This is a genomic window from Quadrisphaera sp. RL12-1S (assembly GCF_014270065.1).
In the GTDB taxonomy this organism is placed as follows: Bacteria; Actinomycetota; Actinomycetes; order Actinomycetales; family Quadrisphaeraceae; genus Quadrisphaera.
Window position 1 is genome coordinate 441,661 of record NZ_JACNME010000004.1, and the last position, 18,775, is coordinate 460,435.

At 76.5% G+C, this 18,775-nt stretch carries 18 protein-coding genes and 1 pseudogene; 9 read left to right on the forward strand and 10 right to left on the reverse strand.

Annotated features, from left to right (window positions below):
* Window positions 1–2: 2 nt before the first annotated feature.
* The 3 genes from H7K62_RS10630 to H7K62_RS10640 all read right to left on the reverse strand — a co-directional run bounded on the left by H7K62_RS10630 (window position 3) and on the right by H7K62_RS10640 (window position 2,064).
* Window positions 3–917 (reverse strand): SURF1 family cytochrome oxidase biogenesis protein, encoded by a 915-nt coding sequence (locus H7K62_RS10630; RefSeq protein ID WP_186717879.1) that lies wholly within the window; start codon window positions 915–917, stop codon window positions 3–5.
* 121 nt (window positions 918–1,038) lie between these two features.
* Window positions 1,039–1,284 carry an acetone carboxylase gene (locus tag H7K62_RS10635; RefSeq protein ID WP_186717880.1) on the reverse strand — a complete coding sequence of 82 codons (246 nt, stop codon included), beginning with the start codon at window positions 1,282–1,284 and terminating at the stop codon, window positions 1,039–1,041.
* Between the two features lie 291 nt (window positions 1,285–1,575).
* Window positions 1,576–2,064: a DUF3099 domain-containing protein gene (locus tag H7K62_RS10640; RefSeq protein WP_186717881.1), complete on the reverse strand. Its 489-nt coding sequence runs from the start codon at window positions 2,062–2,064 to the stop codon at window positions 1,576–1,578.
* 146 nt (window positions 2,065–2,210) lie between these two features.
* Between H7K62_RS10640 and fabG the strand changes: the two genes are divergently transcribed.
* From fabG to H7K62_RS10655, 3 genes are read left to right on the forward strand one after another with little or no spacing between them, the layout of a single operon-like run.
* Window positions 2,211–2,930, forward strand: a complete 720-nt coding sequence (gene fabG / locus H7K62_RS10645) for a 3-oxoacyl-ACP reductase FabG (RefSeq protein ID WP_186717882.1) — start codon at window positions 2,211–2,213, stop codon at window positions 2,928–2,930.
* On the forward strand, window positions 2,930–3,709 hold the full coding sequence (gene fabI, locus H7K62_RS10650; RefSeq protein WP_186717883.1) for an enoyl-ACP reductase FabI: 780 nt from the start codon (window positions 2,930–2,932) through the stop codon (window positions 3,707–3,709). Before fabG ends, fabI begins: the two co-directional genes overlap by 1 nt.
* Before the next feature lie 16 nt (window positions 3,710–3,725).
* Window positions 3,726–4,259 carry a SixA phosphatase family protein gene (locus tag H7K62_RS10655; RefSeq protein WP_186717884.1) on the forward strand — a complete coding sequence of 178 codons (534 nt, stop codon included), beginning with the start codon at window positions 3,726–3,728 and terminating at the stop codon, window positions 4,257–4,259.
* Between the two features lie 12 nt (window positions 4,260–4,271).
* Here the strand turns inward: H7K62_RS10655 and H7K62_RS10660 are convergent, their stop codons facing one another.
* Both H7K62_RS10660 and H7K62_RS10665 read right to left on the reverse strand, forming a co-directional pair.
* On the reverse strand, window positions 4,272–4,643 hold the full coding sequence (locus H7K62_RS10660; protein ID WP_186717885.1) for an ATP-binding protein: 372 nt from the start codon (window positions 4,641–4,643) through the stop codon (window positions 4,272–4,274).
* 31 nt (window positions 4,644–4,674) lie between these two features.
* Window positions 4,675–5,784, reverse strand: coding sequence for a glutathione S-transferase family protein (locus H7K62_RS10665; protein ID WP_186717886.1), 1,110 nt, complete (start codon window positions 5,782–5,784; stop codon window positions 4,675–4,677).
* A gap of 144 nt (window positions 5,785–5,928) precedes the next feature.
* On the opposite strand from H7K62_RS10665, the gene H7K62_RS10670 reads away from it, so the two are divergent.
* From H7K62_RS10670 to H7K62_RS10690, 5 genes are all read left to right on the forward strand, one after another.
* Entirely contained in the window at window positions 5,929–6,726 is a 798-nt protein-coding gene (locus H7K62_RS10670) for a hypothetical protein (RefSeq protein ID WP_186717887.1), read from the forward strand.
* 159 nt (window positions 6,727–6,885) lie between these two features.
* Window positions 6,886–7,695 carry an ATP-binding cassette domain-containing protein gene (locus H7K62_RS10675; protein WP_186717888.1) on the forward strand — a complete coding sequence of 270 codons (810 nt, stop codon included), beginning with the start codon at window positions 6,886–6,888 and terminating at the stop codon, window positions 7,693–7,695.
* A gap of 7 nt (window positions 7,696–7,702) precedes the next feature.
* Entirely contained in the window at window positions 7,703–8,548 is an 846-nt protein-coding gene (locus H7K62_RS10680; RefSeq protein WP_186717889.1) for an ABC transporter ATP-binding protein, read from the forward strand.
* 316 nt (window positions 8,549–8,864) lie between these two features.
* Complete coding sequence (locus H7K62_RS10685) at window positions 8,865–10,217, forward strand: ABC transporter substrate-binding protein (protein WP_370591723.1); 1,353 nt, start codon at window positions 8,865–8,867, stop codon at window positions 10,215–10,217.
* A complete protein-coding gene (locus tag H7K62_RS10690; protein ID WP_222437367.1) occupies window positions 10,214–12,223 on the forward strand; it encodes an ABC transporter permease subunit in 2,010 nt (669 codons plus the stop codon). The genes H7K62_RS10685 and H7K62_RS10690 overlap by 4 nt, the downstream gene beginning before the upstream one ends.
* Window positions 12,224–12,327: 104 nt before the next feature.
* Here H7K62_RS10690 and H7K62_RS22430 read toward each other — a convergent pair.
* The 4 genes and pseudogenes from H7K62_RS22430 to serB form a co-directional block, all read right to left on the reverse strand.
* Window positions 12,328–13,305, reverse strand: a pseudogene (locus H7K62_RS22430) (MFS transporter); the annotation flags it as partial.
* Window positions 13,306–13,462: 157 nt separating this feature from the next.
* Complete coding sequence (locus H7K62_RS10695) at window positions 13,463–14,269, reverse strand: FAD-binding oxidoreductase (protein ID WP_222437368.1); 807 nt, start codon at window positions 14,267–14,269, stop codon at window positions 13,463–13,465.
* A complete protein-coding gene (locus tag H7K62_RS10700; RefSeq protein ID WP_186717891.1) occupies window positions 14,262–14,879 on the reverse strand; it encodes a sulfite oxidase-like oxidoreductase in 618 nt (205 codons plus the stop codon). The genes H7K62_RS10695 and H7K62_RS10700 overlap by 8 nt, the downstream gene beginning before the upstream one ends.
* Window positions 14,876–16,756, reverse strand: coding sequence for a phosphoserine phosphatase SerB (gene serB, locus H7K62_RS10705; RefSeq protein ID WP_186717892.1), 1,881 nt, complete (start codon window positions 16,754–16,756; stop codon window positions 14,876–14,878). The genes H7K62_RS10700 and serB overlap by 4 nt, the downstream gene beginning before the upstream one ends.
* 222 nt (window positions 16,757–16,978) lie before the next feature.
* Between serB and H7K62_RS10710 the strand changes: the two genes are divergently transcribed.
* Window positions 16,979–17,782: an LLM class F420-dependent oxidoreductase gene (locus H7K62_RS10710; protein ID WP_186717893.1), complete on the forward strand. Its 804-nt coding sequence runs from the start codon at window positions 16,979–16,981 to the stop codon at window positions 17,780–17,782.
* 3 nt (window positions 17,783–17,785) lie between these two features.
* Here the strand turns inward: H7K62_RS10710 and H7K62_RS22435 are convergent, their stop codons facing one another.
* Window positions 17,786–18,733, reverse strand: a complete 948-nt coding sequence (locus H7K62_RS22435; RefSeq protein ID WP_370591724.1) for a recombinase zinc ribbon domain-containing protein — start codon at window positions 18,731–18,733, stop codon at window positions 17,786–17,788.
* Between the last annotated feature and the right edge of the window lie 42 nt (window positions 18,734–18,775).

Below are 18,775 nucleotides of genomic sequence, written 5' to 3' on the forward strand. Positions count from 1 at the left end.
CCTCAGCGGCCCAGCTGGCGCTCGCCCTCCCGGCGCGCGTGGGCGATCATCGCCTCGACCGCGGCGTCCTCGACCTCCTCGTCGGTGGGGACCCGGTCCGGATCGCGCACCACCACCTCCGCCCGGCGCTCACGCCGCCCGGCGGCGACGTCGGCCTCGTAGGCCGCGCGGCGCAGGTGGACCACGAGGAAGACCCACGCGCCCACGGCGAACAGCAGCCACTGCACGGTGTACCCGAGGTGGGGACCCTCGTCCTGGCTCGGCTCGAGCGGCGCCGCTGGCGGCCTCGCCGACGGCGCGGGCTGCTCCGTGCCGTCCTCCAGCTCGCCGTAGGCGGCGGTGACGAGCCGCTGGGCCGTGGCCGCGCCCGCGGACGCCGCCACGCCGGCCCTCACGGTGCCGGGCAGGTCGACCGCCTGCACCTGCCCGGCCGGCGCGCCGCGCCCGTCGACGGGCTCCGAGGGGCGCAGCCGCACGACGGCGCTGACGGTGCCCCGCGGGGGCGCGGGCACCGCGGACGGGGCGTCCGCCGTGGCCGGGTCGGGCGCGAGCCAGCCGCGGTCGACCACGAGCACGCGCCCGTCGTCCAGGCGCAGCGGGACGAGCACCTCGTAGCCGTATCCGTCGTCACCGTGCTGGCGGTGCCGCACGAGCAGCGTGGAGGACGCCAGGTACTGGCCGCTGACGGCCACGGGGGTCCACGTGCGCTCGGCCGGCAGGGAGGCCGCGCCAGCCGGGAGCACGGCGTCCAGGGCCGCGGGGGAGCGGTCGTAGTTCGAGCGCACCAGCTCGATGGCCGCGACGCGCTCGGCGCGGCGGTCCCACTGCCACCGGGCCAGCGCCAGGCAGGCCAGCGTGAACAGGAGGGCGAGGGCGATCGCCCTCAGCCATCGCCGCTGCAGCAGCAGCCGGTGCACGCCACCACGGTACGGCGCCCGGCTGGGTGCTCCCTGCGCCCGCCGCCGCAGGCCAGGCCGGGGGCCGGCCCCCGGAGCGGGGCGGGGGTCAGGTGCGGGTCAGGCGCGGGTCAGGCGCGGGTCAGGCGGTGCGCTGCGCGGCCAGCGGAGCGGTCGCGGAGACCGCCTCCACCTCGCGCAGGAAGCCGCGCACCTGCAGGTGCGCGGAGAGGTGGTCGAGGTGCTCGCCGCAGGCCAGCCAGGTCTTGCGCCGCTCGGGGGTGTGGAGGCGGGGGTTGTTCCACAGGAGCGCGTGGGCTGCGCCGGCCCTGCACCCCCGTGCGCTGCAGACCAGGTCCGGTGCGGGCTCGTGCAGCTCGAAGGCCATGGCCCCATGGTCGCACCCGCTCGGCCCCGGGGGAACCCCGGAAGGCCTGTGGGTTGCCCGGGGGTGAACACCTGCGGGCGGCCGGTGGGGGCGCCGGGCGGTGGGGGTCCGCCCGGCGCCTGGTGCGAGTCGACGGGGGGACGCCTCGCACCGGGTGCGATCTTGGCCGTGATGACGAGGCGCGCGCAGCACTGCGGCTCCGATGTCACCCCACCGGTGGACACGGGACGACGGACGTCCACCCGTCGGCAGGCGTCGGTGACGCTCCGTCACCGGCGTGTCGGGCAGGGCTCAGCTGGCGCGCGCCTGCGGCGGGTCGTCGTCGTCCTGGGAGGCGCTGCGCGCCGGGGACGCCGCCTCCGGTGCCACCCGGTCGGCCGAGCGCCCCGGCCCGTCGGTGGGGCTGTCGACGGTCTCGCCGCGGACCACCGTCACGGGGCGCAGGGCCGCCGGCTCGGCCACGGCCTCCTCGCGGTGCGGCGAGGGCACGTCGCGCACGGAGCGGCCGGAGCCCCAGGCGACGGGCAGGCGCTCGCGACCGGCGTTGGCGATGAGCACCGCCACGTAGGGCAGGAAGATCGCGCCGACCGCCGCGACCCACCGCCACGCGCCGGGCAGCACGAAGATGAGGCCGAAGCACAGGATCCGGATGCCCATGGTGATGCTGTACTTGAGCATCCGGGCGTTGATGTCCTGCTGGTGGGAGCGCCCGACGGACGTGATCGACGGGGTGGACGAACTGCTCCGCCGGTCCGACCTCGGGGTCTGCGTGCGAGCCACGGGTCAACCGTACGTCGGGGGTGCCGGTAGCGTGCGCCCGCGAGAGCCGGACGTCGCGCTGCTCACACCGAGCCCGCGCCGCACCGGTCTGGCGGGACTTGACGGGACCACGGGGGCCGCACCGGCCCAGGAGCAGGGGGTGGCGCGTGCCGGACGGCCGCAGCGTGCTGGTGACGGGGGCTGACCGGGGGATCGGCCGCGCGATCGCCGCAGCGTTCGTCGCCCAGGGTGACCGGGTGGTCGGCACGTACCGCACGGGACGGCCCGAGGACGTGCCCGAGGGCGCGCTCGCCGTCCAGGCGGATGTGACGGACACCACGTCGGTGGACGCCGCGTTCACGCGCGCCGAGGAGGCCCACGGCCCCGTCGAGGTGCTCGTGGCCAACGCCGGCGTCACCCGGGACGCGCTGCTGATGCGGGCCACCGACGACGACTTCGCCGCCGTCCTGGACACCAACCTCGGCGGCGCCCACCGCTGCGCGCGCCGCGCCGCCAAGGGCATGGTGCGCCTCAAGCGCGGCCGCATCGTGCTCATCGGCAGCGTGGTGGGCCTGTACGGCTCGCCCGGCCAGGCCAGCTACGCGGCCAGCAAGGCCGCGCTCGTGGGCCTGGCCCGCTCGCTGACCCGGGAGCTGGGCGGGCGCGGCATCACCGCGAACGTCGTCGCGCCCGGCTACATCAGCACCGCGATGACCGACGCGCTGCCGGAGGCGCAGCAGCAGAGCTACCAGAAGGCGATCCCGGCCGGCCGCTTCGGCGCGACCGACGAGGTCGCCGGCGTCGTGGCCTTCCTGGCCTCGGACGCCGCCGGGTACATCAGCGGGGCGGTCGTCCCCGTCGACGGAGGATTGGGGATGGGTCACTGATGGCTGGACTTCTCGAGGGCAAGCGCCTGCTGGTCACGGGGGTCCTCACGGACACCTCGATGGCGTTCCACGTCGCGCGCCTGGCCCAGGAGCAGGGCGCCACCGTGGTGCTCAGCAGCTTCGGGCGCCAGATGCGCATCACCGAGGTCATCTCCCGGCGGCTGCCGCAGCCGGCGCCGGTGGTCCAGCTGGACGTCTCCAGCGCTGAGGACCTCGGTGCCCTGGCCGGCCGCATCACCGAGCAGCTCGGCGAGGGCGCGCAGCTGGACGGCGTGGTGCACTCCATCGGGTTCGCGCCGCAGGCGGTCATGGGCGACGGGTTCCTGTCCGCCGAGTGGGGTGACGTCGCCACTGCGCTGCAGGTCTCTGCGTTCAGCCTGCAGTCCCTCGTGGTGGCCTGCCGCCCGCTGCTGGCGCCGGGCGCCGGCGTGGTGGGGCTCACCTTCGACGCGTCGCTGGCGTGGCCGGTGTACGGCTGGATGGGCGTGGCCAAGGCCGCGTTCGAGTCCGTGAGCCGCTACCTGGCCCGCGAGCTGGGCGGCGAGGGCGTGCGCTGCAACCTCGTGGCCGCCGGCCCGGTCCGCACCACCGCCGCCAAGGCGATCCCGGGCTTCGAGGCGTTCGAGAGCGTCTGGAGCGAGCGGGCCCCGCTGGCGTGGGACGTCAAGGACCCGGTGCCCCCGGCGCAGGCCTGCGTGGCGCTGCTGTCCGACTGGTTCCCCAAGACCACCGGCGAGATCGTGCACGTGGACGGCGGCGTCCACGCCGTCGGCGCCTGAGCGGTCCGGGCCAGCCGTGACGGACGGGCACCGGCCGGGCACAGCGCTGCACCGCCTGGTGCTCGTGCGGCACGGCAAGGCCGAGGTCGGCTCCGCCGACGGCACCGACCACTCCCGCGCCCTCGCGCCCCGCGGCGCCGGCCAGGCGGCCTCGACGGCCGCCTGGCTGGCCCAGCAGGGCCTGGGCGAGCCGGACCTCGTGCTGGTGTCCTCAGCCCTGCGCACGGCGCAGACCTGGGAGGCCATGGCCCCCGCGCTGCGCCCGGGCACGGTGCGCGAGGAGCCGGAGCTGTACGACACCTCCTCCTCGGCGCTGGTCCACCTCGTGGCGGGCACGCCGGAGGAGGTGGGCGTCCTGGTGGTCGTCGGGCACGAGCCCGTCATCTCGGGGGCGGCCTCGGCGCTGGCCGGTGACGGCTCCGCCGGGCGGCTCGCGGCGCAGGTCCTCGCCGGCGTGAGCACCGGCTCCGCCGTCGTCCTGCAGCTGGACGTCCCCTGGAGGGGCCTGCAGCAGGGGGCCGCGCGCCTGGTGGCGCTCCACTCCCCCTGACGCCAGCCGTCGTCAGCCGGCGCGCAGGTGCGCCCAGACCACCTTGCCGCCCGGGACCTCCTCGACGTGCCAGCGGACGGCGAGGGTCGTCACCACGAGCATCCCCCGGCCGCCGCCGTCGTAGGGCGCCACGAGCTCGGGGTGCACCTGGGAGGTGTCGAGCACCCCCACCGACGCCGACGTCGCGTCCGCCTCGATCAGCAGCTCCAGCGGGCCGGGCGCGTGCCGCACGGCGTTGGTGACCAGCTCGGAGACCACCAGGACGACGGCCTCGGTCAGGGCGGTCCCGGCCCCCGCCCGCGCGAGGTGCTCGGCGGCGGCGACGCGCCCGAGCCGCGCGGAGGCCGGTTCGGGCGCCAGCACGAGGGTGCGGCGCAGCGCCACGTCAGCTCGGTCCTGGGTCAGCTGGGCGGCGTCAGCTCAGCGGCGTGGCCGAGGACGGGACGCGCTCGTCCGGGCGCACCGGCGGCGGCGGGGTGCCGTCGCCGAACGGGCGACCGCCCAGCTGCTCGCGGTGGTGCGGCTCCAGCCAGCCCGCGAGGTCCGGGCCCGCCGGCACGATCCCGGAGGGGTTGATGTCGCGGTGGACCCGGTAGTAGTGGGCCTTGATCTGGGTGAAGTCGGTGGTGTCGCCGAACCCGGGCGTGGTGAACAGGTCCCGCGCGTAGGCCCACAGCGCCGGCATCTCGGAGAGCTTGCTGCGGTTGCACTTGAAGTGGCCGTGGTAGACGGCGTCGAAGCGCGCCAGGGTGGTGAACAGGCGCACGTCGGCCTCGGTGATGGTGTCGCCGACGAGGTAGCGCTGGGAGGTCAGCCGCTCCTCCAGCCAGTCCAGCGCCGTGAAGAGCCGGTCGTAGGCGGCCTCGTAGGACTCCTGCGACCCCGCGAAGCCGGACCGGTAGACGCCGTTGTTGACCTCGGTGTAGACGCGCCGCATGACGGAGTCCATCTCGTCGCGCAGGTGCTCGGGGTAGAGGTCCGGTGCGCCGTCGCGGTGGTGCTCGGTCCACTCGGTGGACAGGTCGAGCGTCATCTGCGCGAAGTCGTTGGTGACCACGGCCCTCGACGGCACGTCGACCAGCGCCGGCACGGTGATGCCGCGCGGGTAGTCGGGGAAGCGCGCGAAGTACGCCTCCTGGAGGCGCTCGTACCCCAGCACCGGGTCCCGGCCGTCCGGGTCCAGGTCGAAGGTCCAGCTGCGCTCGTCGTGCGTGGGGCCGCACAGCCCCATCGAGATGGCGTCCTCCAGACCCAGCAGGCGGCGGACGATGATCGCCCGGTTGGCCCACGGGCAGGCGCGCGCCGCCACCAGGCGGTAGCGGCCCGCCTCGACGGGCCACCGCAGGACGCCGTCGCCGTCCTCGACGGGGCCGGACCCCGCCGTGCCCCCGGCGTCCCCGGCCGCGCTCGTGATGCGGTCGGTGATGTACCGGGTGTCGCGCGTGAACTCCTGCCCGGGCTGGGAGTACACGCCCGGCGTGGAGTGCTCGGAGTGCTCGGCGCTGCTGTCGGCGGTGCTGCTCACGGCCAGACCCTAGGCGCGACCGGGGCCGCACGCCCTGCGGGGAGTCGCCCGCTCGGACTGCCGCCGCGGCCCGTCCGGGTGCACCATGGGAGCGCGAGTCGTCCGTCAGACCCCCCGAGAGACCCCCGAGCGCGGAGGTGGCCCGTGAGCACGGGTGCGCTGCACGGCCCCGGTTCCCGTCCTGCGCCGCGCACCGCGGCCCTCGACACGGCCCTCCACACGGCCCCCGACGTCCTGCCGGTCCTGTCCGCCGGGCGGCACCGCAGCCCCCGCGGCGGTGCCTGCTTCATGGAGGTGGCCTCCTTCCTGGCGGGGGAGCGCTGGAGCGACCACCCCTCCTGCACCGACCCCCTGCTCGCCACCGCCGCCCGCTGCGTCAACGACCGCACCAGCGACGCCGCCCGCCCCCGCCTGGGCGCGCTGGTCCCCGACGTCGTGGGCCTCACCAGCGACGACCCCCGCCTCGCGCCGCTGCTGGTGCGCGCGGCGGCCGCCCACGCCCTCCCGGTGGCCGCCGAGCCGCGCCAGCGGGTGCTGGCGGTGGCGGTGCTCACGTGCGACGGCGTGCTCGCCGAGCTCGACGGCCGCGACGAGGACCACCTCGAGCCGGAGACGGAGGCGGCGTTGCGCCGTGCTCCCGGCGCGCAGCGATGGGCCCGGCGCTTCGTGGAGGAGAACCGCCCGCGCCGCCGCGGACGCCCCAGTGCGCGGGCGAGGGACTTCGCCCGCCGCTCCGCCCCGCAGCTCGTCGCGCTCGCGGTGGGCGCTCTGGCCGACACCGGTCGGCCTGACGTGGACGACCGGCTCCACGCCCTGCTGGTCGACCTCGTGGCTCTGGGCCGGGCGCACGCGTCACCGGCCGTGCGCGGCCCGGGCTCTCCCGCGGCGCGGCTGACGGCTGAGCGGTGGGCCGCGGCGGTGGCCCTGACGGGGGCTCGCTGAAGAGGGTGCGCTGAACAGGGTGCGCTGAACAGGGTGCGCTGAACAGGGTGCGCTGAACAGGGTGCGCTGAACAGGGTGCGCTGAGAGGGGCCCCGGGGCGCGGGTCCTCGGGTGGCACCCCGGCGGTGACGAGCAAACGAGAACCGTTACTGTTCCCGCGTGGAGGTGCTGCGGGTCCGTGCGCTGACGGCCGCCGCGGCGGGCCGGGAGCTGCTGCGCGGCGTCGACCTCGTGGTCCCCGAGGCCGGGGCGCCCGGCGCCCGCACGGCCGTGGTCGGCGCCTCCGGCTCGGGCAAGTCCCTCACGGCGGGCGCGGTGCTCGGCAGGGTGCCCCGCGGGGTGCAGGTGGCCGGGTCCGTCAGGGTGGGCGGCCAGGAGGTCCTCGGGGTGCCCGCCTCCCGTCGTGCTCGCGACGGCCGGCCCAGCGCCGTCGGGCAGGACCCGTCCCGCGCGCTGCACCCCCTCGTGGGGGTCGGCGCCCAGGTGGCGGCCCCGCTGCGGGCCCTGGGCGCCGGCCGCCGCGCCGCCCTCGCCGAGGCCCTCGACCTGCTCGCGGCCGTCGGCCTGTCCGACCCCGCCACCGCCGCGGCCGCCCGGCCCGCCGAGCTCTCCGGCGGCCAGCGGCAGCGGGTCTGCCTGGCCCTCGCCCTCGCCCGTCCCGGGCCGCTGCTCGTGGCCGACGAGCCCACCACCGCCCTCGACGTGGTCACGCAGGCCGGCGTCGTGGAGCTGCTGCGCGAGCGCACCGGCGGCCCGGGCCAGCCCGGGCTGCTCTTCATCACCCACGACCTCGCCGTCGCGGCGCAGCTGTGCGAGCGGGTGGTGGTGGTCGCGCACGGCCGCGTGGTCGAGGAGGCCGACACCGCCGCGCTGCTCGCAGACCCCACCAGCCCCGCCGGGCGCGCCCTGGTCGCCTCGGCCCGCCGCGCCGAGCGGGCGCTGCCCATCGGCGCCGCAGGACCTCGGTGAGCGGGCGGTGAGCGGGAGGGGGGAGGCGCTGCTGCGCGCCCGCGGCGTGGTGCGCCGCTACCGGGGGCCCGGGGGCGCGCGCACCGTGCTCGACGGGGTGGACCTCGACGTCCACCGCGGCGAGGCGGTGGCCCTGGTCGGCAGCTCGGGGGCGGGCAAGTCCACCCTGCTGCGGGTCCTCCTGGCGCTGGAGGCACCTGACGCCGGCACCGTGTGCGCGGCGGCAGCCGGCGACGACGACGGCGACCTGCTGCGGCCCGTGCGCCCGCACCGGCGCACCAGCGCCCTGCGCTGGTACCGCCGCGCGGTCCAGCTGGTGCCCCAGGACGGCGCCGCCAGCCTCGACCCCCGGACGACCGCCCTGCAGGCCGTGGCCCAGCCCCTGGTCAGGCTCGGCCTGTGCGGCCCCGGCACCACCCGTAGGACCACCGGCGGGCCCGCCAGCAGCACCGCGGCCGCCGAGCGCGCCGCGGAGTGCCTCGAGGCCGTGGGCGTGGAGGCGGCGCTGCACGCCCACCGGCCGTGCCAGCTCTCCGGTGGGCAGGCGCAGCGCGTCGCGGTGGCGCGGGCGCTCGCGCCCCGGCCCCGCGTGCTGCTGGCCGACGAACCGGTCAGCGGCCTGGACGCCCCGCTGCGCGAGCACGTGGTCGAGGCCCTCGCCCGGGCGCGGGAGAGCACCGCGCTGCTGCTGGTCAGCCACGACCTCACCGCCGTCGCCGCGCTGTGCGGACGCACCGCCGTGCTCCACGCCGGACGCCTCGTCGAGGACCGGCCCACCCACGACGTGCTCACCGACCCCCGCCACGCGGCCACCCGCAGCCTCGTCGACGCCGTGCCCCGCCTGCCCGCCTGAGCGCCGGCCCACCAGCAGCCCACGTCACCCCACGTCACCCCGCGTTCCACCGGCGCGGACCACCCCAGGAGGACCCTTGTCACGCTCCAGCACGCCCCACCACGAGCCTCGTCGCCGCCTCGCGCTGCGCCTCGCCGTCCCCGCGGCCGGCCTGCTCCTGCTCACCGGCTGCTTCTCCGGCTCCACCGGGAGCGGCGGCGAGGTCGCCTCGGTCACGGAGACGGACGCCACCGAGGGCACCGGCGCCCGCCTGCGCATCGCCCACCTGCAGCCGCCGCGCTCCGGCTTCTCGCCCCTCACCGACGACGCGTTCAAGATGGCCCGCTGGTCCAACGTCGAGACCCTGGTCACCCTCGACGACGACGGCGACGCGCAGCCCCTGCTGGCCACCGCCTGGTCCCAGGTCGACCCCACCACGTGGCGCTTCGAGGTCCGCCAGGGCGTGCGCTTCCACGACGGCCAGCCGATGACCGCGGCCGCCGTCGTCGGGTCCCTGGCCGCCGCCGCTGCCGCCGCCCCGCCACCGCGCATCCTCGACGGCGTCGACCTGAGCGCCGAGGTGGACCCGAGCGCTCCGGAGGGGGCCGTGCTCGTGCGGACGGCGCAGCCCGACCCGCTGCTGCCGCAGCGGCTGTCCAGCCCTCAGCTGGCCGTCATGTCGCCGGCCGCCTACTCCACCGACGCCGCGGGGAAGACCGTGGTCGACCCGGTCCGCCACGCCACCGGCCCGTTCGTGCTGACCGCCGTCAACGGCACCTCCAGCGCCACCCTCGACCGCTTCGAGGGCTACTGGGGCGAGCCGGCGGCCGCCGCGGGCATCGACGCCGCGTTCGTGCCGGACGGCACCGCGCGCGCCGCGGCGCTGCGGACGGGGACCGCCGACGTCGTCGAGGCCGTCCCCGCGGGTCAGGCGTCCCTGCTCGACCCGGCGCTGCTGCACGAGGTGAAGATGCCGCGCACCAACACCCTCTACCTCAACACCTCCCGCGGTGCCTTCGCCGACCCGGCCGTGCGCGCCGCGGCGCGCGAGGCGGTGGACGCCCGCACGATCGTCGACACCGTCTACGAGGGCCGCGCCGACGTCGCGCAGGGGCTGCTCGGCCCCGCGCTGCCCTGGACGGCGGACCGACCGCGGCGGACCCCGTCGGTGGCGCCGGCCGGTGCCGCCGACGGGAAGACCATCACCATCGGCACCTTCACCGACCGCGCCGAGCTCCCCGAGGTGGCCGTGCAGCTGCAGGCCCAGCTCGAGGCCGCGGGGTTCACGGTGCGCCAGGACGTGCGCGACTACGCCCAGATCGAGGCCGACGCCCTGGCCGGGAGGTTCGACGCGTTCGTCCTGTCACGCGCCACCGTGCTCGACTCCGGTGACCCGGTCGCCTACCTGGCCAGCGACTTCAGCTGCGGAGGCTCCTTCAACCTGTCCCAGTTCTGCGACGCCGGCGTCGACGCCGCCATCGCCGAGGCCGCGGCCACCCCGGCCGGGCCGGAGCGCCGTGCCGCGGTGCTGGAGGCCGAGAGGCTGGTGCTGGAGGCCGACGCCGCGGTGCCGCTGCTCCACGAGCGCGTGCTCCAGGGCGAGCAGCCCGGGGTGACCGGTGCCGTCCGGGACCCGCGCGAGAGGGCCCTCGTCACCACGGGCACCCGCGTCGGAGCAGCTGCGGCGTGAGCGCGCGCGAGGCGCCGACCGGCCGGGGCGCGCCGAGCCCGGCACGGGGGGAGGCCCCACGACGAGCCCGGGCCCTCCCCTCGGGCCTGACCTCGGGTCTGACCTCGGGTCTGGCATCGGGCGCGGTGGTCGGCGCCTCGCGCCTGGGGGCGGTGGCGGCGGCGCTCGTCGTCGTCGGAGTCCTGCCGTGGCTGTCGGGGCGCGACCCGGCGCTCACGGTGCTGCGCGCCCGCTCGGAGGAGCAGGTGGCCACCCCCGAGGCGCTCGCCGCGGTGCGGGCCGACCTCGGCCTGGCGCCCACCGCGGGCGAGCAGCTGCTGCGCTGGGCGGGCGGCGTGGTCCGCGCGGACCTGGGGGCGTCCTGGGTCAGCGGACGCCCCGTGCTGCCCGACGTGCTGGGCGGGCTCGCCGTGTCCCTGACGCTCATGGGCTTCGCGATCGCGGTGGCCGCGGTGGTGGCCGCCCTCGTGGTGTTCCCCGCGCTGCGGGCGGCCCTGCGCGGGCAGGCGCGCCGCAGCGGGGGCGCCGCCGCCGCGCTGCTGACCGCCCTGCCCGAGTTCCTGCTGGCCACGGCCCTGCTGGTGGTGCTCGCCGCGCACCTGCGCTGGCTGCCGCCCTACGGCTGGGAGGGGCCGGCGCACGCGGTGCTGCCGGCGCTGGCGCTCGGGCTGCCGGCCGGGGGCCTGCTCGGGCGGCTGCTGTCCGACGCCGTGAGCTCCGCGGCGGCCGAGCCCTGGGCGGCCACGTGGGCGAGCGCCGGCACCACCCGCGCCCGCCTGGCCGGTGGCCTCCTGCTGCGCGCGGTGCCCGGTGTCGCCCCGCAGGTCGGCATGGTGCTGGTGGGCCTGGCCGGCGGCGCCGTGGCGGTCGAGCGGGTCTTCGCCGTCCCCGGCATCGGCCGCACCGCCCTGGGCGCCGCGGGCGCGCAGGACGCGCCGCTGCTGCAGGGCTGCGTGCTCGCGCTGCTGGTGGTGGGCGCCGTCTGCGGAACCAGCGCCGCCCTGCTGCGCCGCCTGGTGCTCGGCCGGACGCTGCGCACGGCTGGCCTGAGCGTGGCCGAACCTGCCGCCACCCGCGGCCGGGGCGGGCTCGCGGTGCCCGCGGTCTGCGCCGCGCTGGTCGTCGCCACCACCGTCGCCGGGCTGCTGCGGGACCCCTTCACCCCCGCCCACGCCCGGTTGGCGGCCCCCAGCCTCGAGCTGCCGCTGGGCGCCGACGCCTCCGGGCGCGACCTGCTCGCCCGCGTCGGGCACGGTGCCGCGTCGACCGTCGGCACGGCGGTGCTGGTCTGCGTGCTCGCCGCCGTCATCGGCGTGGCCGCCGGGCTGCTGCCACGCCTGTCCACCGGACCCGTCGAGGTGACCAACGCGGCTCCGCCGGTGCTCGCCGGTCTCGTCACCGCCGCGGTCCTCGGGCCGGGCTCGCAGCTGACCGGGAGCGCGGCGGTGGCCGTGCTGGTCGTCTCCTGGGCCCCGCTGGCCGCGCACACCGCCGCCCTGGTCACCGAGGCGCGCGCCCAGCCGCACGTGCGGGTGCTGCCGCTGCTCGGGGTGGGCCGCGCCCGCCTGCTCCTCGTGCACGTGCTGCCCGACGTGCTGCCTCCGGTGCTGCGCCACGCGGCTCTGCGGCTGCCGGGCGTGGCCCTGGCGCTGGCGTCGCTGGGGTTCCTGGGCCTCGGGCCGCAGCCCCCCGCCCCGGACTGGGGCCTCGTGCTGGCGGAGGGGATGCCCTACGCGGAGCGGGCGCCGTGGGCGGTGCTCGCCCCCGCCGGCTCCCTGGTCGCGCTGTCGGTGCTGGCGGTGACCCTGGCCTCGCTCGGGGCCGCGGCCCCCAGGTGGCGCCGGACGGCGGTGACGAGCACCCCGCTGAGCAGCGGGAACGACGCGAGCACCAGCCACGGCAGCGCCCTGGCCGGGCCCGCCGGGTCGGAGGCGTCCACCACCGAGCCCACCAGCCAGCTGCCGAGCAGCACGGCCGCGCCGCCGCAGGTCGACACCAGGCCGTAGCGGGCGCCGAGGTCGCGCGCGGGAGAGAGCGCGGCCACCACGTCCCGCCCGACCGGCATGAGCAGCACCTGCCCCGCCGTCACCAGCACCACGAGCGCGGCGGCCCCGGCCAGCGCCGCGGTGGCGCCCCCCACCTGCCGGGACACCGCCCCGGCGAGCACCGCGGCCACCAGCAGCCCGTGCCCGGCCAGCAGCGCGGTGGGCGCCGACCACCGGTGCGACACCCAGCCCAGCACGGGCATCTGCCCCACCACCACGAGCGCGGCCGACACGGCGAAGAGGACCCCGACGGCCACGTCGGCGGTGTCCCGCGCCACACCCGCGCGGTCGAGCTCCAGCGGCAGCGTGAGGTACAGCTGGTTGTAGACCACGAGGTAGCCGGCCTGCGCCAGCGCCACGGCGAGGAACACCGGCTCGCGCAGCGCCGCCACCGCGCCCGCCACCAGCGGCTCAGGCCCCTCCGCGCCGCCCGGGCCTGCGGGTCCCGCTGCGCGGCGGGGGAGGAGCCGCCAGTGGCCGAGCAGGACGACGACGAACACAGCGGCCGCCACGAGGCAGGTGGTGCGGAAGCCGACGAGCAGCAGCGCCGAGCCGAGCACCGGACCGGCCAGCGCGCCCACCTGGCCGGCCACCGAGAACAGGCCGAACGCCTCGCGCCGGTCCAGGCCCGCTGCGGGCGTCCCGGCGGCGCGCGCCAGCTCGGACTCGACCGCGGGGGAGAACATCGCCGCGGCGACACCGGTGAGCAGGGCACCGGCGATGACGCCGGCCGCGCTCGTCGTCGTCCCCAGCAGCACGAAGCCGACCACGCGCACGGCGCAGCCGGTGAGCACGAGGGGGCGAGGGCCGAACCTGTCCGCGAGGACCCCGCCGACGACGAACAGGCCCTGCTGGCTAGCCGTGCGCAGGCCCAGGACCAGCGCGACGGTGCCGGCGGCGAGGGCCAGGTCGCTGGCGAGGTGCACCGCGAGGAAGGGCAGCACGAGGTAGAAGCCGGTGTTGAAGGCGAGCTGGCTCAGCACCAGCAGGCGCACCAGCGGGCTGGCGCGGCGCATCAGGTGCAGGCTCGACATGAGAACCATCCTCACTCACGAGTCCGCCCCCCCTCCCTGGCCCCCCGCCCTCCAGCGTCCGTGATCATGGGCGTTGTGCGCACCGCGGCCTGCGGTCGTGGTGCTGAGTGCGCAGAACGCCCATGATCACGGTGGGTGGTGCGCAGAACGCCCATGATCACGGGGGTCAGGAGGGGCCGAAGCGCTCCACGCGGATCGACTCGGCGGGCACGCCGACCTCGACGAGCAGCCGCTCGGCCGCCGTCGTGAACGGGGTGGAGCCGCACAGGAACACGTCGGCCTCCCCACGCAGCGCGCCGAGGCGGTCGGCGGCCGGCAGCAGGTCTGCGGCGCGCAGCCGGCCGGCGGGGCGTCCGCTCGCGTCGTCGTCCTCGCGGGACAGCGCCGTGGTGGTGACGTCGGCGAAGGCGCCGGTGAGCTCCGCGCCGTAGAACAGCTCGGCGCGCGTGCGCGCCGCGGCCACGAGGTGCACCGGCGCGCTGTCACGACCGGCGGCTCCACGCGCCGCACGGGACCGCAGGACGCACGCCAGCGGCACGAGGCCCGAGCCGCCGCCCACCAGGAGGGCTGGACGGTCTCCGCGCCACACGAACCAGCCGCCGAACGGCCCGCGCACCTCGAGGGGGTCGCCGACGGCGACGTGGTCGTGCAGGTAGCCCGACACCTCCCCGTCCGGGAGCCTGTCGACGGTCAGCTCCACCACGCCGGTGTCCTCCGGGGGGCTCGCGACGCTGTAGGAGCGCTGCGCGCGGTAGCCGTCGGGCGCGGTGAGGCGCACGAGGTAGTTCTGGCCCGGCAGGTGCGGCTGCCACTCGGTCAGCGCCACGCGGAACGTCGTCGCGTGCGGCGTCTCCCGGCGGACCTCGACCACGGTGCCCGTCTGCCAGGAGCGCTTGGCGCCGGTCGGGGGGACGCGGCGGCGGGGGGAGTCGAGCTGCGGGAGCTCGGGCAGGTCGGGGAGCCCGTCAGTCACCGGCGTACCGCTGCTCGGCCCACGGCTCGCCGCGGTCGTGGTAGCCGTTGCGCTCCCAGAAGCCCGGCTCGTCGTGGTCGAGCAGGCGCAGCCCGGCGACCCACTTGGTGGACTTCCAGAAGTACAGGTGCGGCACGAGCATCCGGACCGGGCCGCCGTGCTCGGTGCTCAGGGGCTTCCCCTCGTGCTCCCACACCAGCCACGCCTTGCCGCCGGTGACGTCGGCCAGCGGCAGGTTGGTGGTGTACCCGCTGCTGCTCCACGCCAGCACGTGCGTGGCGCTGGGCAGCACCTCCACCTGCTCCAGCAGGGCGTCGAGGCTGACCCCGGTGAAGCTCGTCCCGAGCTTGCTCCAGGTGGTGACGCAGTGGATGTCTCCCTCGTAGGACGAGCCCGGCAGCGCGTGCACGTCGTCCCAGGTCCACGTCCGGGGCGCCGTGACCTCGCCGTCCACCCGGAAGCTCCAGGTCGCCGTGCTGACGTTCGGGGTGGCCTCGGCGGTCAGCACCGGGAAGGACCCGCCGACGTCGTACTGGCCCGGAGGGAGCCGCGGATCGCGTCCGCGCCGCCCGGTGAAGCCCTGGCTGAAGCCGCTGCTGGACGTGCTCACCGGGACATCCCACCAGCCTGCCCGCCGTCTGGCGAGCGGCGCAGCCGGTAGACCACGTGGTCGCGCGGGTCGAGGGGGTTGTCCGGGGTCATCTCGCCGGTCGCCGCCCGCTCGAAGCCCGCCTTCTCCAGCGCCCGCCAGGAGGCGCGGTTGCCCAGCGGCACGGACACCAGCACCTCGGGGGCGCCGGGGTGGCGCACGAGGCCGTCGGCGACGGCCGCCGCGATGACAGCCGCGCCCAGGCCGCGCCCCTGCAGGTCGGGCTCACCGATGAGGTAGTCGATCCCCAGCGCCCCGGCCGGCACGGGCAGCAGGGCCTCCAGCGCTGCGCGGGACTCGGCCTCGTCGTCGTAGGAGTAGGTCTGCACGAAGCCGAACGCGCGGCCCCCGGCCGTCAGCGCCACCGCCAGCCAGATCGGGTCGCTGCCGTCGACGCCGGGGCCGTAGTCGCGCTCGAGGGCCTCGGGCGTGTGCTCGTCCGGCCACCACCGGGCCACCCGGGGCTCGTCGAGCCAGCGGCCCAGCAGGGGGAAGTCCTCGCGGCGCAGCGGGCGCAGCGCCACCGCGCCCCGCAGGTCGGCGGTGCGCTCGCCGGTGCCCGCGCCCGTGCTCACGGGACGCCGCACCTCGTCGGCCTCCTCCCGGCTGATGCCCAGCAGGTGCAGCACGCTGTCGAGGTAGGGGTTGTTCACCGCGGCGTCGGCCTGCTCGCGCACGAGCGGCTTCGCGTTGAACGCCACCCCCAGGCCCGCGGTAGCGATCATGTCGAGGTCGTTGGCGCCGTCGCCCACGGCCACCGTGCGGTCCAGGTCGAGCCCCTCCGCGCGGGCGAACTCCCGCAGCGCGGTCGCCTTGCCGGCCCGGTCGACCACGTCGCCCAGCACCCGGCCCGTCAGCCTCCCGTCGACCACCTCCAGGCGGTTGGCGCGCACCCGCGCGATGCCCAGGCTCGCCGCCAGCGGCTCCACCACCTCGGCGAACCCGCCCGAGACCAGCGCCACGACGAACCCGAGGCGCTGCAGGACCGAGCACAGCACCTCCGCGCCCGGCGTCAGCCGCACCGCGGCGCGCACGTCGGCCAGGACCCGGGCGTCCAGCCCGGCCAGGGCCTTCACGCGCTCGTGCAGCGACTCCGCGAAGTCGAGCTCGCCACGCATCGCCCGCTCGGTGACCTCCGCCACCGCGCGCTGCGCCTCCGGACCGGCGTGCGCCGCGATGAGCTCGATGACCTCGTCCTGGATGAGCGTGGAGTCGACGTCGAGCACCACCAGCCGCCGCCCGTGCCGCACCAGCCCCGCCGGGGAGACCGCGACGTCCACCCCGGCGCTCGCGGCGACGGCGGCCAGCTCGCGGCGCAGCGCCGCCGGCTCGGCGCCGCGCACGTCGAGCTCCAGGCAGGTGACCGGGTGGTCGGGGGTGGCGGTGGCGAGGCTGCGGACGGCGTCGATCGACGCGCCCGCGTCGGCGACGGTGCCGGCCACCAGCGCCAGCTGCTCGGGCCGCAGCGGCGCGGCCAGGACCGTCACGTGCGAGCGGGGGTGCTCGCCGACGACGACGCCCGCGGCGTCGTCGGTGCCGCTGCCGCCGGGCGTGGTGGTGACCTCGAGGTCGAAGGGGGCGGCGGCGGCGCGCAGCGCCTGCTCCAGCTCGGCCGCGCGGCGGTCGTCGTCCTCCTCGCCCGGCAGGCCGGCAGCGGGGCCGCAGGTGGTGAGCAGCGCGAGCGTGAGGTGGCCGCGGACCACGTGCTGCTCGACGTCGAGCACCTCCAGCCCGCGCCCGGCCAGCGCCCCCAGCACCGCCGCTGTGACGCCGGGCCTGTCGGTGCCGGTGAGGGTCGCGAGCAGGGTGCTGTGGCTCTGGGGACCGGGCTGGGGCACGCCCGAACGCTACCCACCCATCGTGATCATGGACGGGGTTGTCAGGCGTTCTCCTCGTCGCGCCAGGCGAGCCAGTCGCGCAGGCGACCGAAGTCGTCGTCGGGTCCACCGGCGAGGAGTGACGGGCTGCGGCACGCCCGCAGGCTCGCTGGCGGGGTCGGTGTGGCGTCCGGTCGAGGTGAGGTGGAGGCTGGCGTCATCCGTCGCGGTGAAGGAGAAGCAGTGTCCGAGACCCGTCGCCCTGTTCGTGTCGCTGTCCAGATCCAGCAGCAGCACTCCGACTACGCCGGCATCCGGCGGGCTGTCGCCGCAGCCGAGGAGGCCGGCGCGGACGCGCTCTACACGTGGGACCACTTCTACCCGCTCTACGGAGAGCCGGAAGGCCTGCACTTCGAGTGCTGGAGCCTCCTGGCGGCGTGGGCCGAGGCCACGGAGAAGGTCGAGCTCGGCGCCCTCGTGACGTGCAACAGCTACCGCAACCCCGAGCTGCTGGCCGACATGGCGCGCACGGTCGACCACATCTCCGCCAAGGGCGGAGAGGGTCGGCTCGTGCTCGGCATCGGTTCAGGCTGGTTCCAGAAGGACTACGACGAGTACGGGTACGAGTTCGGAACGGCTGGTGGCCGACTCGATGCGCTCGGCGAAGCGCTCCCGCGCATCCAGTCGCGCTTCGGCAAGCTCAACCCCGCGCCCACGCGCCACATCCCCATCCTCATCGGAGGAGGTGGGGAGAAGAAGACGCTCCGGATGGTCGGGCAGTACGCCGACATCTGGCACTCCTTCGGCGACGCGGAGACCTTCACCCGCAAGTCCGCCATCCTCGACGACTGGGCCCGCCAGGCCGGACGCGCACCGCAGGAGATCGAGCGCTCCATCGGCGTCGACAAGGCCCCGGAGGAGGTCGGTGAGGACCTGCTCGCCCGGGGCGCCACCTACTTCACCATCGGCGTCGGAGGTCCGGAGTACGACCTGGGACTCGCGAAGGACTGGTTCGCCTGGCGTGACGAGCAGAACGCCTCGCGCTGAGCGTCACCCGGGCGGTGTGAGCCTGACGTCCACTGCTGACTCGTCGAACGTGATGCCCGTCGTGGTGCAGGGGTGGATGACGACGTCGTGGACGGTGTCGCGGAGCCTCCGCCGTCGGTGGTCGATGTCCAGGTCTTCCCACGCGGTACCCGCGAAGCAGAGCGCGGACGCGTCGGCGCAGCGCCCAGCGTGTGCGACAGCGGCCTCGAGCCTGTCCAGGAGGCCCGTGCACAGGTCGTCCAGACCATCCAGCTGGATGGCTGCACCTGCTGGCTCCACCAGACCACGGGCGAGGTCCTTGAGGAGGAGAGCACGCTCCTCCTCGAGGACCTCGAGGTCTCTGGTGGCCTCGTGTCGATGGAGTGCTCGACGGTGCCAGGCTGCGGCGACCGCCCCCTCTGCGGTCAGACGCTGGACTTCCGCCAGCACGAAGGCGTCGACCTTCCTCGCGTTGCGCGCGACGCCTGAACAACCGCCGCCATCGGGAGCAGGGCAAGCGTAGCTGTCGAGCACGGTCGTGCTGCCGTCGAGAGCCCTCCACGCGCGGGGGACCACGACGAGCCGGCAGCCGCAGCGACCGCAGCGGACGATCCCGTTGAGCAGGTAGGGGTGCTGGGGGCCTGGGGTTCCGCTGCCTGCACGCAGGCGCGGGTGCTCGCCCTTGAGCGCCACCAGCGCGAAGTACTCCTCGTCGTCGCACACGGTCTGCCACTCGCCTCTGACGAGCAGCCCAGCCGCGTCCGTGAGGAGTCGGCCGTCGAGCATGCGCAGACCGCAGTTGCGCGGGTTGAGGACGACCTGGCGGACCGAGGCCGAGTTCATGGGAGCTCCCCGCGTGCCGGTGACGCCCCTCCTCCTGCTGTCGGAGAGCACGGCCCGCCATGTCGCACCGCCGAGAACCATCTCCACCCATCGCCGGAGGTGCGTCGACTCGACGGGGTGGAGCGTCACCCTGTCGTCCTGCCAGCCGAACGGGCGGGGACCACCCACATG

Excerpts from the sequence above, each read along its gene's own strand:
- H7K62_RS10685 (WP_370591723.1), top strand. The coding sequence starts at position 8,865 with ATGGCCCGCTGGTCCAACGTCGAGACCCTGGTCACCCTCGACGACGAC.
- H7K62_RS10635 (WP_186717880.1), bottom strand. The coding sequence starts at position 1,284 with ATGGCCTTCGAGCTGCACGAGCCCGCACCGGACCTGGTCTGCAGCGCA.
- fabI (WP_186717883.1), top strand. The coding sequence starts at position 2,930 with ATGGCTGGACTTCTCGAGGGCAAGCGCCTGCTGGTCACGGGGGTCCTC.